Here is a 17,469-nt window from a genome sequence, read left to right as displayed (position 1 = left end):
CGCATCATAAAACCAAATGTATCTGCCGCTTGCGACTCGCCCCAAACCTCGGTCATTTTTTTCGTATGTCTTAAATATTATATTTAAAAACAAAGGATTAATGATGGTAGTGACGATGGTGCGACAGACATAAAATTAACGCCTTATCTTAGCAAAATGATAACCGATGGGGAATCGATAACTGCAAAAAATAAGGCACCACCAAAAATAAACTCTATGATCGCTTATCGCGTTTATCACGTAACTCAGGCTATCTAACGCTATTTTTACCTATTTATAAGGTATCTTAAAAAACAAACCCAGCGCGATCTTCGGTTGCAAAAAAGCCTGCTGCATGGCCCATCTTCTGGCAATACAGCAAGCTTTTAGGTCATCTATCACTCGTCAGAAAAACATTAAAAATATTGACGCTTTGCCTCGCGCTTGACGCCCGCTTGTGTCGTTTTTTATTGTCGTTGATGATCAATGTTATTTTGGCGTCAAAAGCACAGTGGTACGTTTTTGTTTATTTTTTTAAATCGTCTGTCCTATCATGCTTATCATAAGTGGTGATGAGGGGGTACTAGTATTCAGCATTGGCCAAGTCTTCGCACAGCGCTCGGTTGTCTTGCTTAGAAAACCCCATCGTCCAGCTACGAATGCCTTGGAGAATTTGGCGATAGTCTTGCTGCGTTGATAGGTATTGAATCGCCGCTTTGGGGTCTTCTAGTGACGGCATCAGCTCGTGCAACTGCACGTTATAAGACTTATAAAAACGCTGTTTTTGCTTGCCGTTTAGCATCGGCGGGCAAATCTCTGAAAGTACTTGCATCACGGCAATTTCATGCTTGGTGATGTTGATGCCAGACATGTCTAAAGGAATGGTCGTCGCAGCATTGTTTGCCGCATAGGAGGCTTGAGACAGCATGGCAACAGACGTTATCAGTCCTGCAAGACCTACCTTGGATGCGGTCTTCGCTAGCACAGAAGCTATAGATAATATCGATTGATTTTTCATTCTGTATTACACTCGCTTATCTTTATTTAATGGTCATATGTTAATGGGTAAAAAAACAAAAGTCACATAAAATATTGATTTATGTGTAGATATATTGTGAGCCAAAGCCATCTTGCAGCAACATATCAGCAGCATCGTCAGCTAAGTTACGTCCGCCTAAAAGTATAAGTTTGTATTGTAGTGCGTTGTTGCCTATTGTAACCTAATGGCAAGTTTTTGCTTATCATTTAATCTGTACTGGCGGTATGACACTCTGCCATAAACAGTTCAGGATAATGCTGCTAAAGCGGCAAAGCCTTGAATACTGTAGGCTGAGAGCCTTCATATTTGTATCTATTGCATCTATGGTTTGGTCTGCTATGTGTGCGTCAGTGTATGATTGGGGTATAATCGCCATTTATTTTTGCCCTTTTGCTTTTTTTGCGCTTTTACTTACGATACCAGCAGGGCGCGCTGATGATGTCTACCATGGGTAGTGAGTTAGCGCGATGTATAAGTATAAGTAAGAAGGTGTCATTGGGCGATAAATTTTACCAATCAACCGTTTGCGCTGTCGCCCTTTACTCTGTAGGCTAAGGCACCCAGCATTAGGGGTCAAGCTGAGCAAATAAGCAGTTTGCCAAGGGAAACCACGTGCTTATCATCTTCGTGATGGCCTATCATCTAGGCAATGCTGCGCCGAGTATAGCAATATTATGACAAAAAGGCTGAAAAGCAGACAAACGGTCAAAGACAAAAACAACGAGCAAATATGAGATTTTTACTTAGCAATGATGATGGCGTACACGCGCCAGGGCTATTGGCATTGGCTCAGGCACTATCGGCCATCGGTGAGGTCGTCGTCGTCGCCCCAAGCGAAGAGCAAAGTGGCTGCGCAAGCTCGCTGAGTGTCTCAAAGCCGCTGTATGCTCATCAGTTGCCGTCGGGGTTTGTCGCTGTCAATGGCTCTCCTGCCGACTGTATTTATCTGGCATTGCACGAGCTGTACCGTGATACGGACTTTGATTGTATCGTCACTGGCATCAATTCAGGCGCCAATTTGGGACAAGATGTTTTGTTTTCTGGTACCTTTGGCGCGGCATTGACCGCTCAGATTTTTGGTATACCCGCGATTGCCACTTCTTTGGTAGGCGGCGGTGTCAAAGGAAAAAAGGCAGGCAAACGACGAGAGCCAGAGGATGCCAGTCACTATAAAGTGGCTGCTGAGGAGATTGCCAAGCTCATTCGTGAGACCGCTATTTTGTCGATGTGTAAAAGTTTGCCCTATCACGTATTAAACGTTAATATTCCTGATGTGCACAGCAGCGCTGAGATAAAAGGCCGAAAAATCACCACGCTTGGCCATGCTCAGATTGCGCGCCCCGTCCATCACATGGTAGATCCGCGCGGGCGAGATGCGTATTGGCTGTCGTTACGCAAACGCAAAAATGCCTACGCCGCATCAGCGCGAAATGATGAGGAAGGTGACGAAACGACCCAATTACCAGATCGTCAGGCGCTTAACACCTTATACCAGCAACCCTGTGAGGTGGCAGGCGTGATGACCGACGATAAAGCCGTGGCCGAAAACTATATCAGCCTATCGCCTGTGCGATTGCACCATGCGCCAAAAGCTGCGTTAGAGACGTTGTCGAGTTTGGCCTTATGAGAATAATTGAGGCGATAAAGGCAAGAGTAATAGCACAAATCATAGACAGCTGAGGTCTGTGACCATAGGATAGATGACCCAAAAAGCATAATACGTATGAGTGGCACACAAACCACTTAATAAGACAAAAACTGATGAGTGAGAGAAAGAATAGGAATCTTGTATGAAAAAGCTTAACACAGGATCGCACCTTGCAACGTCGGTGTTGATTGGTAGCATGGCCGCCGCCGCGCTAACGATGGTAGGCTGTGCCACCAAACCTACTTATCAGACAGCAAACCAAGCTGCGCCCAAGATCATCACCAATGCACAAGGGGTTCCTAACTACCATCTGGTCCAGCGCGGTGATACCGTCAGCCAAATCGCCTCCCGTTATCGCCTAAATTATCGTCAAATTGGCGCGATCAATGGCTTAGATAGCAAATACACCATCTATCGCGGCCAATGGTTAAAGCTCTGGCAAGGACAGCCAAGTGCTGCCAATAACAATCGCTATAACGCGCCTGCTCAGACACGGCCACAGCCTACTTACAACCCGCCTGTCACCAGCACACCTAATAACACCAGCCCTGTCTATGAAGTCACGGCAAACGCCACGTCAGGCTATGAGTACCCGAGCCGCAACCAAGTGACACGTAACTTTGATGCGGCGGCTGGCACGATGGGCATGTGGTTTGCTGGCAATATCGGCGACCCTGTACTGGCAAGCCAATCAGGGACAGTGCTATATGCAGGGAACGGTCTGCCTGAATATGGCAATCTGATCATGATTCGTCATAGCGACAACTATATCACCGCCTATGCTCACAATAGCCAGCTTTTGGTTAAAGAAGGGGACGCGGTACAGCGTGGTCAACGTATTGCCAATATGGGTAGTAGCGGCCAAACCAATCAAGTGGGTCTGGAGTTTCAAGTACGCTTAAATGGCAACCCTATTGATCCACGGGCAGTATTGGGACGCTAGTCTTTGTCAGTGCCATGATTGATTGTGCAACACGTCCTAGCCGTCTTAGCATTGCTGCTCTACCGCTGCTGGTTTTTATTTGTTAAGTTATCCCAAGCCCTAAAAAGATGATAAGCGACAGATGAGCGATATACTGATGAGCGACATATAGCTACTCTATGCTTATTACTCTGATTTTTGGCAATGGTATGGCTTACCGATAGTACTTATTCACACCTGAGACTTCTTATGATTTTAAAAAAACACTATATTGCTCTTTTCCCAGCGCTAGTCATGGTGGGCTGTACCAGCCAGCAAGCGATGCAAAAACCTAGCAAACCTGTGCGTCAGGCTAACGTGCAGATTACTCAGACTCAGACCATTCAGGTCAAGCCGACCCCCAAGCCTGCTGTCAACCCCCAGCCAGTCGTAAAACCAAGCTATGGCAGTTTTTCTGACTGGAAGTCGGATTTTTCTATGCGCGCCATGGCGTCAGGTCATGATGCACAGACCATCCGCCGCCTGCTAGATTTGGCGTATCTCAATCAGCAAGTCATCTCTTTAGACTCAGGGCAGCCTGAGTTTTCTAAAATGCCGTGGGAGTATGTGGATTCGGCGGTATCAGACGGAAGAGTCAGCATAGGTAAGCGTAAGTTTGCAGAGCAGCGGGCGTTTTTGTCCCAGTTACAGTCGCAGTATGGTGTCAGTGCCGAAATCATCGCGGCAATATGGGGGATGGAGTCCTCGTATGGCGCGGTGACGGGCAACAGTAGCATTCCAAGCTCGCTTGCCAGCCTTGCCTATGACGGTCGTCGCCAAGAGTTTGCCGAAACTCAGTTGTTGTCGCTTGCCTCGTTGTTGCAGCGCGGCGATGTGTCATGGTCACAGCTGGATGGCTCTTGGGCGGGCGGCATGGGGCAAACCCAATTCATCCCTGATACTTGGCTAAAACAAGGGGTGGATGGCGATGGTGATGGTCACCGCAACCCTTGGGCAACGGGGGATGCATTGGCGTCTACTGCCAATTATCTGAGTAACTCAGGCTGGGTACGTGGCTTAGCACCTTTTTATGAAGTGAGGATTCCTGCGTCTTTTGATTATGCCGTTGTTGGCAGCAAACAGTCGGCGGCCAGATGGGCGGCGCTTGGTATCGATACCATCGATGATGTGTCTTTGGATGCCAATACCCAGATGGAGTTGTGGCTACCGGCTGGCAAAGACGGCCCTGCACTGCTGCTCAGTCCCAATTTTGATGTGATCAAAGTCTATAACAACTCATCAAGCTATGCCCTAGGGGTCAGCTTGTTGGGCAAAGCGCTGGCAGGGCAAGGCGGTCTATATAAGTCATGGCCGCGTTATGAGCGCCCATTATCGACTGTGCAAGTACGCAATCTCCAGCAGCGCCTGACCAGCATGGGCTATGATACCAAAGGTGCTGACGGTATCGTAGGCACCAATACGCGTAGGGCGTTTCAGCGTTGGCAAGCAGATAATGGCCAGACGCCAGATGGCTTTATTACTCAGCGTAGTGCTGCAAGCCTAGCCTCATGGTGAGCTAGGCTGTTAAACTGGCTGTGTCATCTGGTTGGCTATTAATGTTAAGCTGTTAAAGAAGGCATTTTGCTCACTTGCTAACTAGGCTTTACAGGAAGCCTTTAACAACTACAACAAAAAGCACCTTATTAGGTGCTTTTTTTGCGCTAATCTAGGATTGCTATATCAGCTATAGTCAATCCGATACGCGAGAAAAATAGCTGCTCATTGAGCGATTTAATAGCCGTCAAAAAAAGAAGAGTACCCTTTTATGATTACCATGGAAGCCTTGCAATTAGCGATAAAAGCGCGCGTAGAAGATTACATTAATAACGATTTTTCTCTAAGGCAAAGAGCTGTTAGGACGTGCGCTTTGCAAGACAGCGGCAATCAGATACTGGCGCAAGATATTGCCTCGCCTTTTGATATACCCAGACAAAACCTATCGGCGATGGATGGTTATGCTATCGCGCAAGGCAGCGAACTATCGGCAGATAGCACTATCGAGATCATCGGTGAGTCACAAGCGGGCAGCGCTTATACAGATCGGCTTGTAGCAGGGCAGGGCGTACGGATTTTTACAGGGGCAGTGGTGCCTGATAGCTGCGATACCGTCATCATGCAAGAAAACACCAACTTTGCAAAAATAAAAGACACAATCGACAAATCAAGACCTTATCGGGTAACACTGACCCAAGCGGCCAAAGTGGATAGCAATATTCGCCGGCAAGGCGAAGAGATAGAGGCAGGTGAAGCGGTATTGACAGTCGGTAAGCGCATAAACCCTGCTGATATTAGCCTACTTGCAAGCTTGGGTATCAGCCAAGTCAGCGTCTTTGCGCCGCTTATCGTCGGGCTACTGGCAACAGGCGATGAGCTGGTGGCTGTCGGTGATGCGCTGACAAGTCTGGCACAAATATACAATTCCAACACCCCAACGCTAAAGACTTTGCTGGCTGGTTTGCCGATTACCATTCGCGACTACGGCATTATCCCTGATGATTTGGATAAGACCACGGCTGCTATTAATGAAGCCGTGCAAGACTGTGATGTGCTAATCTCGACCGCTGGCGTGTCGGTGGGTGATTATGATTTTTTGACTACCGTCATCGAGCAGCTCGGGCAAATTAACCATTACAAAGTGGCGATGAAGCCTGGTAAGCCTTTTGTGTTTGGGGAGCTTGCTAAAGATTTGGATAAGCCAGTACTGTACTTTGGCTTACCTGGTAACCCCTTGTCGACAGTCGTTGGTACGCTACAGTTTGTGCTACCGGCACTATGGCAACTATCAGGCGCGCGCGTATCTGAGCAGCCGATGCAAATACATATCAAGGCTAAACTAGCAAACGACATCAAAAAATCAGTCGGTCGCAAAGATTTTCAGCGCGGCGTATTGAGGCAAAACGCTGCAGGCGAGTATGAAGTGGAGTGTTTTGCCAGGCAGCAGTCACATAGAATCAAACAGCTTAGCCTTGCCAACTGTTTTGTCGTGTTGGACAAAGACAGCGGTGATGTCGCAGCAGGTAGTGAAGTGATTGTGCAACCTTTTCCTTGGCTCCATCAGACGAATAGATGAGACGTATAAATCGCAATTGGCAGTAAATTATGAATGATGACAAGCTTAGCATCGGCAGTGCTCAACTGTATTCGCCAGCCGCGCCTGCGATATCTGATGGTACTCACGCCTTGCCTACCGCTGCGTCTACGGACGTTGATGTTAGCCATTTAACTAAGAGCCATCAGCTTTTAACGGACAGCTTTGCGCGTCGTTTGACTTATTTGCGTCTCTCTATCACTGATTTTTGTAACTTTCGCTGTGAGTATTGTTTGCCCAATGGCTATCAAGGCAAGCGTCCTGATGATGAATTAAGCATGCCTGAGATTGCCACGCTCATTCGCGGTTTTGCCGAAGTTGGCACTAAAAAGGTGAGAATCACCGGCGGTGAGCCATCCATTCGCCGCGATGTTGTCGAGATTATTCAGACCATTAAACAGACACAAGGCATCGAGACCGTCGCTATGACCAGTAATGGTTATAAGCTGGGTAAACATCTACCTAGTTGGCAAGCGGCTGGACTGGATCAGCTTAATATCAGTATGGACAGCTTTGATGCGGCGACCTTTTATAAGATGACAGGCTTTAATACATTGCCGCAGTTGCTCGCTGATATGGATACCTTGCTTGCCACCACCGATATCAAGCTAAAGATTAACAGCATCTTGATGGCAGAGACCGCCTTTGAAAATCTAATCACTGCCATCGACTATATCAAAGACCGACCCGTCACTTATCGTTTTATAGAATTTATGCAGACAAGCGACAACAGCGATCTGTTTTTTGCCCAGCATGCGCATTCGGATAGTATTATCGATTATCTGACTGAGCACGGCTGGGAGTCCCACGAGCGTGGTAGTAGCGATGGCCCAGCGGTAGAGTATAGTCATCCAGACTATGTGGGACGCATCGGTATGATCGCTCCTTATGCCGCGCACTTTTGCGATACTTGTAATCGCCTCAGAGTAAGCAGCCAAGGCAAAGTACACCTATGCTTGTTTGATCAAGGCAACTACGATATTCGTCAACACTTACAAGCCAATGATGTGCAAGGGTTGGTCGATACATTACACAGCTTTATGCCGATCAAACCTGAGCATCATCATTTACATGAGTCCAATAGCGGCATCATGCATAATTTATCGATTATCGGTGGGTAGGTAGTTGCCACTTTTTTGATTATTTAAATCTGTATGTGAAGGAGTTTTTATGAGTAAGCCTGCCGCCCAGTTTATACCGCTTAATATTGCTATTTTAACGGTTTCTGACAGTCGTACGCTGGCAGAAGATACCTCGGGTCAGTACTTAGCAGACAGCCTGACCGAGGCAGGTCATAACTTGGCTGATCGCAAGCTGATTAGCGATGATATTTATCAGATACGAGCAGTGATTAGCGGCTGGATTGCCGATCCAAACGTGCATGCGGTGATTACCACGGGCGGTACAGGGTTTTTTATCAGAGATAGCATGCCAGAGGCGGTGAGAGTCTTATTTGATAAATCGATCGATGGTTTTGGTGAGATGTTTCGTCTGATCTCAAAAGATGAGATTGGCATGTCAACGATGCAGTCGCGCGCCGTTGCAGGCATGGCAAATCATACCGGTATTTTTTGTTTGCCAGGCTCCTCGGGCGCTTGCCGTACAGGGTGGGAGAATATCTTAAAAGAGCAGTTCGATAGCCGTACGCGTCCGTGCAACTTTGTACCGCATTTTATGGCACAAAACCCGACTCATAATTCACATGACTGACGTTATAAAAAACTCGGCTCATTTGGCAGGCGTGGTCATTTTAGCAGGCGGCGCGTCCACACGGATGGGCGCGGCAAAAGCCCAACTTAGATTGCCGACAGGTGAGCGTCTGCTGGATTATCACGTCAGACACACGCTGAATTTGGCTACGTTTGATACTGGCAATAATAAAAATACCCCTATTATGATTGCTGATAATGGTCGCGGGTTTGACGTTGATTCAGCTTTAAAAAATAGCAACCTGCAAGCCGCTATTATGCACATTGCTGATTATACTAGCGCTGATAGTCAAGATAAAAACCAAGATGAGAAGATTGATAAAAAGATTGATGATAAGATCAAGACGGGCGGGGCATTGGTCGCTATCGAGTCGGCTTTGCAAACGGTAATAAAGTCTCAATCATTAAATGCGTTAACAGAAAACCAGTCATTATGGTTATTGGTGATTAGCTGTGACAGCTTGATACCAGCCACCGACTTATGGCAAAAGTTGCAGCCGATAGCGACTCAAATAACCAAAAACCAAGCAGCTGATAAGAAGGTGATTTGCTTAACTGATGACAGTCATTTATATCCGCTGTTAGGGCTTTATCCATTAAGTCTTGAGCCTGATTTAAAGGCCTATATCGATAATGGCACGCGGCGAGTTATGCCTTTTATCAAACCTTATTTACAAGCGGTATCCTTTCCAAACAATTGGCAGTATTTGACCAACTTTAATACGCCTACAGAATTTGAGCGCGCCTGCCACTCGCTAAACACTCTATCAATGTCAGACTATCAATATCAGAGAAATTTTCAATGAATAACAACGTCCAAACAGACAATCGAGCTACTCAATGTGGCTTATCACACCTAGATAGCGACGGTGATATCACTATGGTCGATGTCAGTGGCAAGCGTGCTACCACGCGAGAGGCTCATGCGACCGGACAAGTGCGATTTCCCAGCGAGGTTTATCAGCAGATTAAAGCCGCTGATGGCATGACCAAAAAGGGCAGTATCACCCAGACCGCGCATATCGCCGGTATTATGGCTGCAAAGCGCACGCATGACTTGATACCGCTATGTCATCCATTACCACTCGATAAGATAGGTTTGAGCTTTGACTATGATAACAATCTTAACAGCATAACTGTCAGCGCTACGGTCAAAGTCACGCACAAGACGGGCGTTGAGATGGAGGCCTTGACGGCTGTAAGCGTGGCATGCCTGACCATTTATGACATGACCAAAGCCATATCGCACGATATTGTTATTGATAATGTACACTTGCTAAAAAAGACAGGCGGCAAATCAGATTATAGTCATGCTTAGAGTCATAAGACTTTTTTTAAGACAGTAAGACAGGGAACATAAAGCTAAGTAGCTTGTAGAGAATGGAGAGTGTGATGAGCGCTATCAAATCAAAAACCGATGAATCAAAAACCGAGTCAGCAACCAGCGTCGATACCGCTATGGATATCAATATTTTATATTTTGCTAGCCTCGCTGATGAAGCAGGCTGCCAGCAAGAAACCGTTAGCGTGGCGCAGTCGACCTCATTGAGCCAGCTATACGAGCAGCTTCGTCAAAAGCATGGCTTTAGTCATTCGCAACAAGAGCTGCGGGTGGCGGTGAATGATTATTTCGCTAAATGGACCGATCCGATTAATGATGGTGATAGCGTGGTATTTATCACCCCAGTCGCAGGCGGCTAGGCAACCAAGGGGGTAGAGATAGTAAGTAGAAACCATGAGTAGAGATAACATATGATAGACAACGTCCACAGCCATTCTATGACCATCAAACGCAGCGTTGATGAGGTCTATGCCATTGCACAGCGTGATGGCTTTGCATTGTTAGATATCGCCATAGACGAGGATAGATTGAAACGCACGTTGGACAATGACGGCTGCGGCGCGTTTGTCTGCTTTGAGGGCCGCGTGCGCAATCATAACAACGCCACCAGCGTTGAGCGCTTGAGTTACTACGGCTATGAGGATTTGGCGCTAAACCAAGGCCGCGCTATCATTGAGGCGGCCAAACAGCGTTTTGAGATTACCCATGCCATTGCTATCCACCGTATCGGCGCATTAGAGATTGGCGATGTGGCGGTATGGGTAGGGGTGGTCTCTGCCCATCGTTATCCCGCGTTTGATGCCTGCCGCTGGATACTCGATGCCATTAAGGCTGATATTCCTGTGTGGAAGCAAGAGTATTACGAGGATGCGCCCTCTAAATGGCTGAGCAACAATGGTTAAAGTAGCCGTTTTATGTGGTGCGCTATTGGCCTTAAGTGCTTGTACGTCAAAGAGTGCTACAGATACCTCTACTGATAATGAACCTAAGCAATTGCAGACGCTACGTATCGCCGCCGCCGCCAATTTATCGGATGTACTGCCTGAGGTTATTGATGGCTATCAAACCGCTAATAAGCTGTCCAAGGATAATATAGAAGTCACGTATGCCTCATCTGGCAAGTTGTATGCGCAAATAATAGCAGGCGCGCCTTATGATATGTTTTTATCAGCCAATCAAGAGTTCCCTGCTAAGCTTGCTGATAAGATCCCCAAAGATAGCACGACGCATCAACCTTTTACCTATACGCAAGGTCAGCTGGCGCTATATAGCGTCAACAAACCTTTGGATGGATTCAGCCCAAAAGCGCTGAGTGATATGTTGCTAAGCGACAGCAGTAGCAAGATCGCTATCGCCAGTCCTGAGCTTGCGCCTTATGGCGCGTCGGCACAGTCTTATTTGCAGGCGCAAAAGTTATATGACCCTTTAGTGCAGCAAAAACGCATAATACAAGCAGAAAACATCGGGCAAGCCTTTCAATATGCGCATACAGGCAGTGTCGATTATGGCTTTGTCGCGCAATCACAAATTAGCGCTATCAATGCGAAACCTGAGCAATTTATTACCTTAGCGCCTAAGTCTTATCCGGCTATTTTCCAAGATGGTATTATCATTAGTGATAAACCTGCTACCATAGATTTTACGAACTATTTGCGTTCAGCCGAGGGGCAGCGACACTTCTCACAAGCAGGGTATTTAACCGTGCAATAGCAATCTCTTAGATACAATAAACCTTTGTGAATACAATGAGCCATGAGAAATGACATCATGATAGATTCATCGCTAATGTCAGACATGCTCGCGCCTTTCTTAGTCAGTCTTAAGCTCGCCACCGCCAGCACTTTGTGTTTACTGTTTTTTGCCACTCCTGTGGCTTATTGGCTAGCCAAGCCCAGTCGTGGACGTATCATTGCGCGGGTAAAGGTAGTGCTGATGGGCATTATCGCTATGCCGCTGGTTTTACCGCCCACTGTGATTGGGTTTTACTTACTGCTTTTGCTAAGCCCTAGCGCTGGTATCGGTCACTATCTTCATGAGCACAATATCAGCCCGCTTATTTTTACCTTTGAGGGCTTGGTTATTGGCTCTATTATTTATTCCTTGCCGTTTTATATTCAGCCGGTTTATGCGCAGTTTTTGCGTATTCCAAAGAGCGTGATGGAGATGGCACAATTACTCGAGCCAAGCCGCCTAAGGCGTTTGATGACAGTTGCGCTCCCACAAGCCAAGGTTGGTATTATTTTGGGTAGTTTAATCAGCTTTGCTCATACCATTGGCGAGTTTGGCGTGGTGCTTATGATAGGCGGCAGTATCTCTGGTGAGACCAAAGTTGTGTCTATCGCCATATATGAGCAAGTCGAAGCGCTCAATTATGACGCCGCGCATATGATGTCAGGCGTTTTGATTATGATAGGTATGATCATGGTGGCGCTTATTGCGAGTGTGAATAAACTTAATGAGCCGCGGTAGGGTGGGCTTGGCTAATTGGCTATTAAGCGGCTCTGTTTTTTATCGCTTACTTTTATATCCTCAAGTCATTGGCATAAGCAAATAAGGCAGGAGCGCCGCCCGTATGCCAAAACAATACCCGATCGGTGTGTTTGATTTTGCCTGTACGAATCATATCGATAAGCCCGCCCATCGCACGGCCTGTATAGACAGGATCTAATAATATTCCCTCGGTCTGTGCTGTCAAAGCGATGGCTTCGTTTTCTAATGCGCCAACCACGCCATAGCCGTCGCCGACATAATCATCGTTTAGACATAAATCAGCTGCTGTAAACTGATGGTCTGCGCCGATAAGCTCTGCTGTACGGTTGGCAAGCGCAAGCGTGTATTCATCAAAGGGGATTTGGTCGGTTTCGCCCTTGTCGATATTGATACCCATAATTTGCGAGGGTGAATCAAATAGCCTATTGCCCAGCATCAGTCCTGCTTGGGTACCGCCCGAGCTAGAGGCAAAAACAATATGGGTAAAGGTCTCATGGATGTCACTACGCTGCGCCTCAAGCTCCTTAAATGCTTCTACAAAAGCAAGCGCGCCCAGCTCACTTGAGCCGCCATATGGCACCACATAGACGTTTTTGCCAGCATTGGTCAACTGCTCTACGAGCTGAGGGATATCCTCGCCTTTGCGATGAGCACCTGCCCAGTGAATATAACAACCAAAAATCTGATCGAGTAGTAGGTTGCCGTTAGCTGCCGCAGGTGCCTGTCCGCCTAATACTAAATGACACTCAAGCCCTAAGCTTGCAGCAGCGGCGGCCGTCTGCCGGCAGTGATTGGACTGCGCAGCCCCCGCAGTAATGATGGTATCGGCACCTTTGGCAAGGGCGTCACCAATGATAAACTCTAGCTTGCGAGTTTTATTACCGCCTAATGCCAGCCCCGTCTGATCATCGCGCTTCATAAAAACCATGGGGCCACCGAGCGCATGACTCAGTCGAGTCAGCTCAATCAATGGCGTTGGGAAAAAGCCGAGCGGCTCTCTAGGTATGTGGTGATATTCCATGTGTTTGTTCACTTTTTTATTCATCGAGGGTAAAAGGGGCGGTGTCAGATCAAAGCTGGGACAGCGACTAGCGCTATACAGGGTTTAACTATATTAATAGCATATAAGCCACGATGATAAAAGCAGTTGGTTTTAATATTTTAGCTCGTGACTTGGTATTAGTTATAGTGTTAGTAGGCAATGCTTGGCGTTTTATGGTTTTGATTGTTATATGTTAATCGCGATAAGCGGACTGGTTTTTATGGTTAGGCTTGAAGTTGTCGAGAGGTTGTTGAGGCGGGTTTATAGACACAAAAAAACCTCAAGTAAACTAATACTTGAGGCGAAACTTGCTTAAACTTGAAAGTCTAAATTCGTTTTAAATATGGCGCAGCGGACGGGACTCGAACCCGCGACCCCCGGCGTGACAGGCCGGTATTCTAACCAACTGAACTACCGCTGCTTAGGTCGTCTTAGCATCTTGCCTTTATAAAAGGCCCACTTGCTAATAAGTGGTGGGTGATGACGGATTCGAACCGCCGACATTCTGCGTGTAAGGCAGACGCTCTACCAACTGAGCTAATCACCCGCTCTGTGGGTGTGTATTATATAGATTTAGATATGGCTGTCAAACGATATTTTGATTATTTTAGCAAATAATCGAAAATATATTTTTAAGCCGTTGATTTATTGTCATAAAATCTAGAAAAACAACAGTGTTTTCTGTAAAACACTTATGATAGTTATCTGTTGTTTGAAGATTAAAAGCTACTATACTACTGAATGTTTTATAAAGGTCATTGATTTTATCTGAGTGGTTGGAGGCGAGCATAGATACTTTTGCTATTGAACAGTACTTTACGGCTTGGTCTTGGGGCGACTTTGCCGGACTGGGTCTGGTATTGCATATTGTGCTGATGATAGTAATGACGCTGCGTATCGTATCTGTGCAGCGCAATATCGGCGTGTCTATCGCTTGGGTTGCGGTTCTTTATACGTTGCCGGTGTTTGGTTTTATCGCCTATATTTTGTTGGGTGAGCCGATGATTGGCCGCCGTTATCGTGAGCGGGTGGATCAAGCCAGTTTATTGATGAATGATATGGCACGGCGTGAGCATTTGGTGTTTGATCAAGGTCAAGAGCTGCTACCGCCCAACTATCGCGGCGTCAGTCAGATAGGGACGCGCTGGACAGGGTTTGGCGTGTTTCCAGATCACAATATGCAGCTGTTGACAGAGCCGAGCGCAATCTTTAACAGCTTAATCGATGATATCAATGCCGCTCAGCGGACTGTTTTTATGGAGTTTTATATTGTCTATCCAAAAGGGCAGGTGTTAGAGCTGATAGAGGCGCTGGCGGCGGCGGCGCGGCGCGGGGTAGAGTGTCATCTGTTGGCCGATAGCGTGGGCAGTTTTAGCTTTTTTAATAGCGGCGCGCATCGTACGCTTGAGCGGGCGGGGGTATTTGTCCATCAGTCGCTTCCTGTGGGCTTATTTAAGACGCTCTTTAAGCGCTCTGATTTGCGCAATCATCGCAAGATTGTGGTGATTGATGAGTATATTGGCTATATCGGTAGCTTTAATCTGGTGGATCCAAGGTTTTTTAAACAAAACAAAAACGTCGGTCAATGGATTGATGTGGCGATTCGGGCGACCAGTCAGCAAGCGATTAGTATCGCGACGGCGATGGCAAAAGTGGTGGTGACCGATATCGGCGCCGAAAACAACGAAAACCTAGATGCGCTCAATCAGCGAGTCAATAACTATACGCGCAAGCTCTATGTGATGGATCCGACCATCAACGACTTAAACAGTCGCGTAAAAGTATTGGGCGATCACGTTGATTATCACGAGCAGCCAGATATTGGCTCGACGTCGATTGTGATACCCAAAAAACCGATCGTAAAAGACGTGTTGGCACAGCTCATACCCTCAGCACCGCAAGTCACAGCGCATGTGATTTATAACACTTTGGTGACGGTCATTCATCGCGCCAATAAACGCATTCGCATTACCACGCCGTACTTTGTGCCTGATGAGGCGCTATCAGGAGCGCTGACCATCGCCGCGAAGCGCGGGGTCGAGGTGACGCTGATTGTACCGGAAAAGGTCGATTCGTTTTTGGTGCAGCATGCCTCACAAGCGTATTATCAAGAGCTGCTAGAGGCGGGGGTCAATATCGCTTTGTTTACAGGCGGGCTGTTGCATACCAAAACGGTGGTCGTCGATGATGACTATTGTCTCTTTGGGACGGTGAATATTGATATGCGCAGCTTTTATTTAAACATGGAGGTCAGCTTGGCGATTTATACGCCAGAGATGGTCGCACAGGTGGCAGACTGTCAAGAGGTGTATTTACAAAGCTGTCGCTATGTGAGTCTTGAGGCGTGGCAGCAGCGGCATGGTGCGGAGCGTCTTTTTGATAATGTGGTGCGTCTGTTTAGTCCGTTATTGTAGCCTGTGGTATTTTAGGATAAGGTAAGCGGGCGCTCGCTGCCGCTTTGTAAGTGAGCTGGTTGATAAATGCGCTGTGTTACCGATTTTTTGACTAAATTTTTGAATATTTAAATAAAGGACACGCTGGTCTATGGCTGCATCGCCCGTAACGCCCCTTGATTATATGGCAGCTGGCTATTGGCAGGATTTTTTGGCCAATCGTCCTATCGCAGGCGGTATGGCTTATGAAAGCCAGCTGCGCGCTTGTATGCTGGATGAGTCGCTGGCAAGCTTGCAGCGCGTCGATACCTTGCTGTCTCAGATACGCCGCGATCTGATCAAAACAGAGCGCTGGTCTGAAGAGGTGCTGCTGGTTGATGAGCACTATCGCGATTTAATGATGTTTTTGGCGTTTTATGCAGGTCGCGTGCTGGCGCAGCACTGGCAGCAGACGCCGCACTGGTACGGGCAGTTTGAATTAGGCAAGCGTTATCCTGAGCTCGCGCTCATTCGTGAGGATTTTTATCAGCATATGGCGGTCGTCTATCGTGAGGATAATGAGGCGACTGAGGGGACTGAGGCAGATAAGCCGCCGCTGTTTTTTGCGTTAGAGCCTATCGGGCTGCGGCTGTTTGGCCATATCGATCGCCCCTTTGTTGCTGTGCAAGGCGAACAGGTGGCAAGCGGACTGTATCAAGCGGTGAGCGCCAGATTGCCAGCGGCATATACGCCCAGCACTCATGGTACTGAAGCACCCGATACCGCGCCATCTTTTACCAAAGACAGCATCACTACAAATAAATATGTTGACAGCCGCAATAGCGCTGCTGGCATCGATAGCATAGACCGCCAAGTCAGTATCGATGATGACACAAAAGCAGGCGCGCGCGTCAGTACCGCGAGCACGGCAGATAACCAAATTGCCTCCAGTGACGTATCGCGCAATAAAGCACAAACGCCAATCAGTAACTTATCCCATGACGCATCACTGATAACTGAACCTGCCTCGCCGCGCACTCAGCAACCAACACCTTCAACGCTTCAGCTTTCAACACCTCAGCCTTCAACACCTCAATCATCCCAAGCACCCCAGTCATCCCCAGAACCATTGGTACCATTGGTACCATTGGCACCGAGCGCCAAACTAGCGCCTACGCCCGAGCTGTTTACTCAGCTAATGACTGAGCTAAAGGAAATTGAGGTCATGCAGAGCGCTGGCGAGTCAGACTATCAGCAAGCCAGTCGCATTTTAGAGCAGTTCGAGCAGCATATCGCCAAGCAAAACACACCGCGCGCGCAGGTGAAATTTGCCCCAAAGTATTTGGCTTTAAAAAAACAAGCACTACTCAAATTACAAACCGCAGCAGAGGCGGGTAATACTGCTGCCATGCTACGCTTGGCAATGTATGAGCTGCTCGGCGAAGGCGTCACAGCCGAGACAGAGGCGGCGCTGGCAGCGGGCGCTGAATGGGTCAAACAAGCGGCAAGCAAAAACGACAGCCGTGGCCAGCGTCTGCTAAGTAAGATGTACTACCAAGGGCTGGGGGTGGCGCAAGATATCGACAATGGTAAATATTGGCTCGAGCAAGCGGCAAAAAATGGTCATGCAGAAGCGGCAAGTGTGCTCGAGCAGTGGCAGCAAGCGCAAGCGCTGATCACTACCCAAAAACAAGAGCAACATAGTAGTAAGCGCTATCAGTTGCTGCTCGCTGCTGTCGTTATGGTGGCGATACTGATATTTATCATTGTTTAACATATAGTCGTTTCAATCTAAAAAG

General features: G+C 47.5%; 16 protein-coding genes and 2 tRNA genes. 14 read left to right on the top strand and 4 right to left on the bottom strand.

The features are described from left to right. Nucleotides 1-562 precede the first annotated feature (562 nt). On the bottom strand, nucleotides 563-997 hold the full coding sequence (locus tag AADH33_RS09350) for an MCR_0457 family protein (RefSeq protein ID WP_075101516.1): 435 nt from the start codon (nucleotides 995-997) through the stop codon (nucleotides 563-565). A 751-nt stretch (nucleotides 998-1,748) separates the two neighbouring features. Between AADH33_RS09350 and surE the strand changes: the two genes are divergently transcribed. The 12 genes from surE (at nucleotide 1,749) to modB (ending at nucleotide 12,235) form a co-directional block, all read left to right on the top strand. Continuing rightward, entirely contained in the window at nucleotides 1,749-2,645 is an 897-nt protein-coding gene (gene surE, locus AADH33_RS09345) for a 5'/3'-nucleotidase SurE (protein WP_348548737.1), read from the top strand. 163 nt (nucleotides 2,646-2,808) lie between these two features. Next, complete coding sequence (locus AADH33_RS09340) at nucleotides 2,809-3,609, top strand: peptidoglycan DD-metalloendopeptidase family protein (protein WP_348548736.1); 801 nt, start codon at nucleotides 2,809-2,811, stop codon at nucleotides 3,607-3,609. Nucleotides 3,610-3,837: 228 nt separating this feature from the next. Further along, the gene (locus AADH33_RS09335; protein WP_348548735.1) at nucleotides 3,838-5,142 is read left to right on the top strand and encodes a lytic murein transglycosylase; all 1,305 of its coding nucleotides are present in this window, start codon (nucleotides 3,838-3,840) and stop codon (nucleotides 5,140-5,142) included. Between the two features lie 250 nt (nucleotides 5,143-5,392). After that, complete coding sequence (gene glp / locus AADH33_RS09330) at nucleotides 5,393-6,697, top strand: molybdopterin molybdotransferase MoeA (RefSeq protein WP_348548734.1); 1,305 nt, start codon at nucleotides 5,393-5,395, stop codon at nucleotides 6,695-6,697. Nucleotides 6,698-6,726: 29 nt separating this feature from the next. Next, nucleotides 6,727-7,836 carry a GTP 3',8-cyclase MoaA gene (gene moaA / locus AADH33_RS09325; protein ID WP_348548733.1) on the top strand — a complete coding sequence of 370 codons (1,110 nt, stop codon included), beginning with the start codon at nucleotides 6,727-6,729 and terminating at the stop codon, nucleotides 7,834-7,836. A 49-nt stretch (nucleotides 7,837-7,885) separates the two neighbouring features. Next, a complete protein-coding gene (gene moaB, locus AADH33_RS09320) occupies nucleotides 7,886-8,425 on the top strand; it encodes a molybdenum cofactor biosynthesis protein B (protein WP_348548732.1) in 540 nt (179 codons plus the stop codon). Then, nucleotides 8,418-9,230, top strand: a complete 813-nt coding sequence (locus AADH33_RS09315; RefSeq protein ID WP_348548731.1) for a molybdenum cofactor guanylyltransferase — start codon at nucleotides 8,418-8,420, stop codon at nucleotides 9,228-9,230. The genes moaB and AADH33_RS09315 overlap by 8 nt, the downstream gene beginning before the upstream one ends. After that, nucleotides 9,227-9,742 carry a cyclic pyranopterin monophosphate synthase MoaC gene (gene moaC / locus AADH33_RS09310; protein ID WP_348548730.1) on the top strand — a complete coding sequence of 172 codons (516 nt, stop codon included), beginning with the start codon at nucleotides 9,227-9,229 and terminating at the stop codon, nucleotides 9,740-9,742. The genes AADH33_RS09315 and moaC overlap by 4 nt, the downstream gene beginning before the upstream one ends. A gap of 74 nt (nucleotides 9,743-9,816) precedes the next feature. Beyond that, nucleotides 9,817-10,125, top strand: coding sequence for a MoaD/ThiS family protein (locus tag AADH33_RS09305; RefSeq protein WP_348548729.1), 309 nt, complete (start codon nucleotides 9,817-9,819; stop codon nucleotides 10,123-10,125). 51 nt (nucleotides 10,126-10,176) lie between these two features. After that, entirely contained in the window at nucleotides 10,177-10,668 is a 492-nt protein-coding gene (locus AADH33_RS09300) for a molybdenum cofactor biosynthesis protein MoaE (RefSeq protein WP_100749144.1), read from the top strand. Further along, nucleotides 10,661-11,476, top strand: a complete 816-nt coding sequence (gene modA, locus AADH33_RS09295) for a molybdate ABC transporter substrate-binding protein (protein WP_348548728.1) — start codon at nucleotides 10,661-10,663, stop codon at nucleotides 11,474-11,476. The genes AADH33_RS09300 and modA overlap by 8 nt, the downstream gene beginning before the upstream one ends. A 57-nt stretch (nucleotides 11,477-11,533) precedes the next feature. Further along, complete coding sequence (gene modB, locus AADH33_RS09290) at nucleotides 11,534-12,235, top strand: molybdate ABC transporter permease subunit (RefSeq protein WP_100749355.1); 702 nt, start codon at nucleotides 11,534-11,536, stop codon at nucleotides 12,233-12,235. Nucleotides 12,236-12,287: 52 nt separating this feature from the next. On the opposite strand, the gene AADH33_RS09285 is transcribed toward modB, so the two are convergent. From AADH33_RS09285 to AADH33_RS09275, 3 genes are all read right to left on the bottom strand, one after another. After that, a complete protein-coding gene (locus AADH33_RS09285; protein ID WP_348548727.1) occupies nucleotides 12,288-13,277 on the bottom strand; it encodes a D-cysteine desulfhydrase family protein in 990 nt (329 codons plus the stop codon). Nucleotides 13,278-13,642: 365 nt separating this feature from the next. Further along, a tRNA-Asp gene (locus AADH33_RS09280) sits at nucleotides 13,643-13,719 on the bottom strand. A 50-nt stretch (nucleotides 13,720-13,769) separates the two neighbouring features. Further along, nucleotides 13,770-13,845 (bottom strand) — tRNA-Val (locus tag AADH33_RS09275). Between the two features lie 211 nt (nucleotides 13,846-14,056). Between AADH33_RS09275 and AADH33_RS09270 the strand changes: the two genes are divergently transcribed. Then, nucleotides 14,057-15,712 carry a cardiolipin synthase gene (locus AADH33_RS09270; RefSeq protein WP_348548726.1) on the top strand — a complete coding sequence of 552 codons (1,656 nt, stop codon included), beginning with the start codon at nucleotides 14,057-14,059 and terminating at the stop codon, nucleotides 15,710-15,712. A gap of 130 nt (nucleotides 15,713-15,842) precedes the next feature. Continuing rightward, the gene (locus AADH33_RS09265; protein WP_348548725.1) at nucleotides 15,843-17,444 is read left to right on the top strand and encodes a sel1 repeat family protein; all 1,602 of its coding nucleotides are present in this window, start codon (nucleotides 15,843-15,845) and stop codon (nucleotides 17,442-17,444) included. Nucleotides 17,445-17,469: the final 25 nt, after the last annotated feature.

Source organism: Psychrobacter sp. KFRI-CH2-11 (genome assembly GCF_038239325.1).
Lineage (GTDB): Bacteria > Pseudomonadota > Gammaproteobacteria > Pseudomonadales > Moraxellaceae > Psychrobacter > Psychrobacter celer.
Note: the sequence above shows the minus strand (reverse complement) of the source record. Positions and strands in the feature narration are given on the sequence as shown.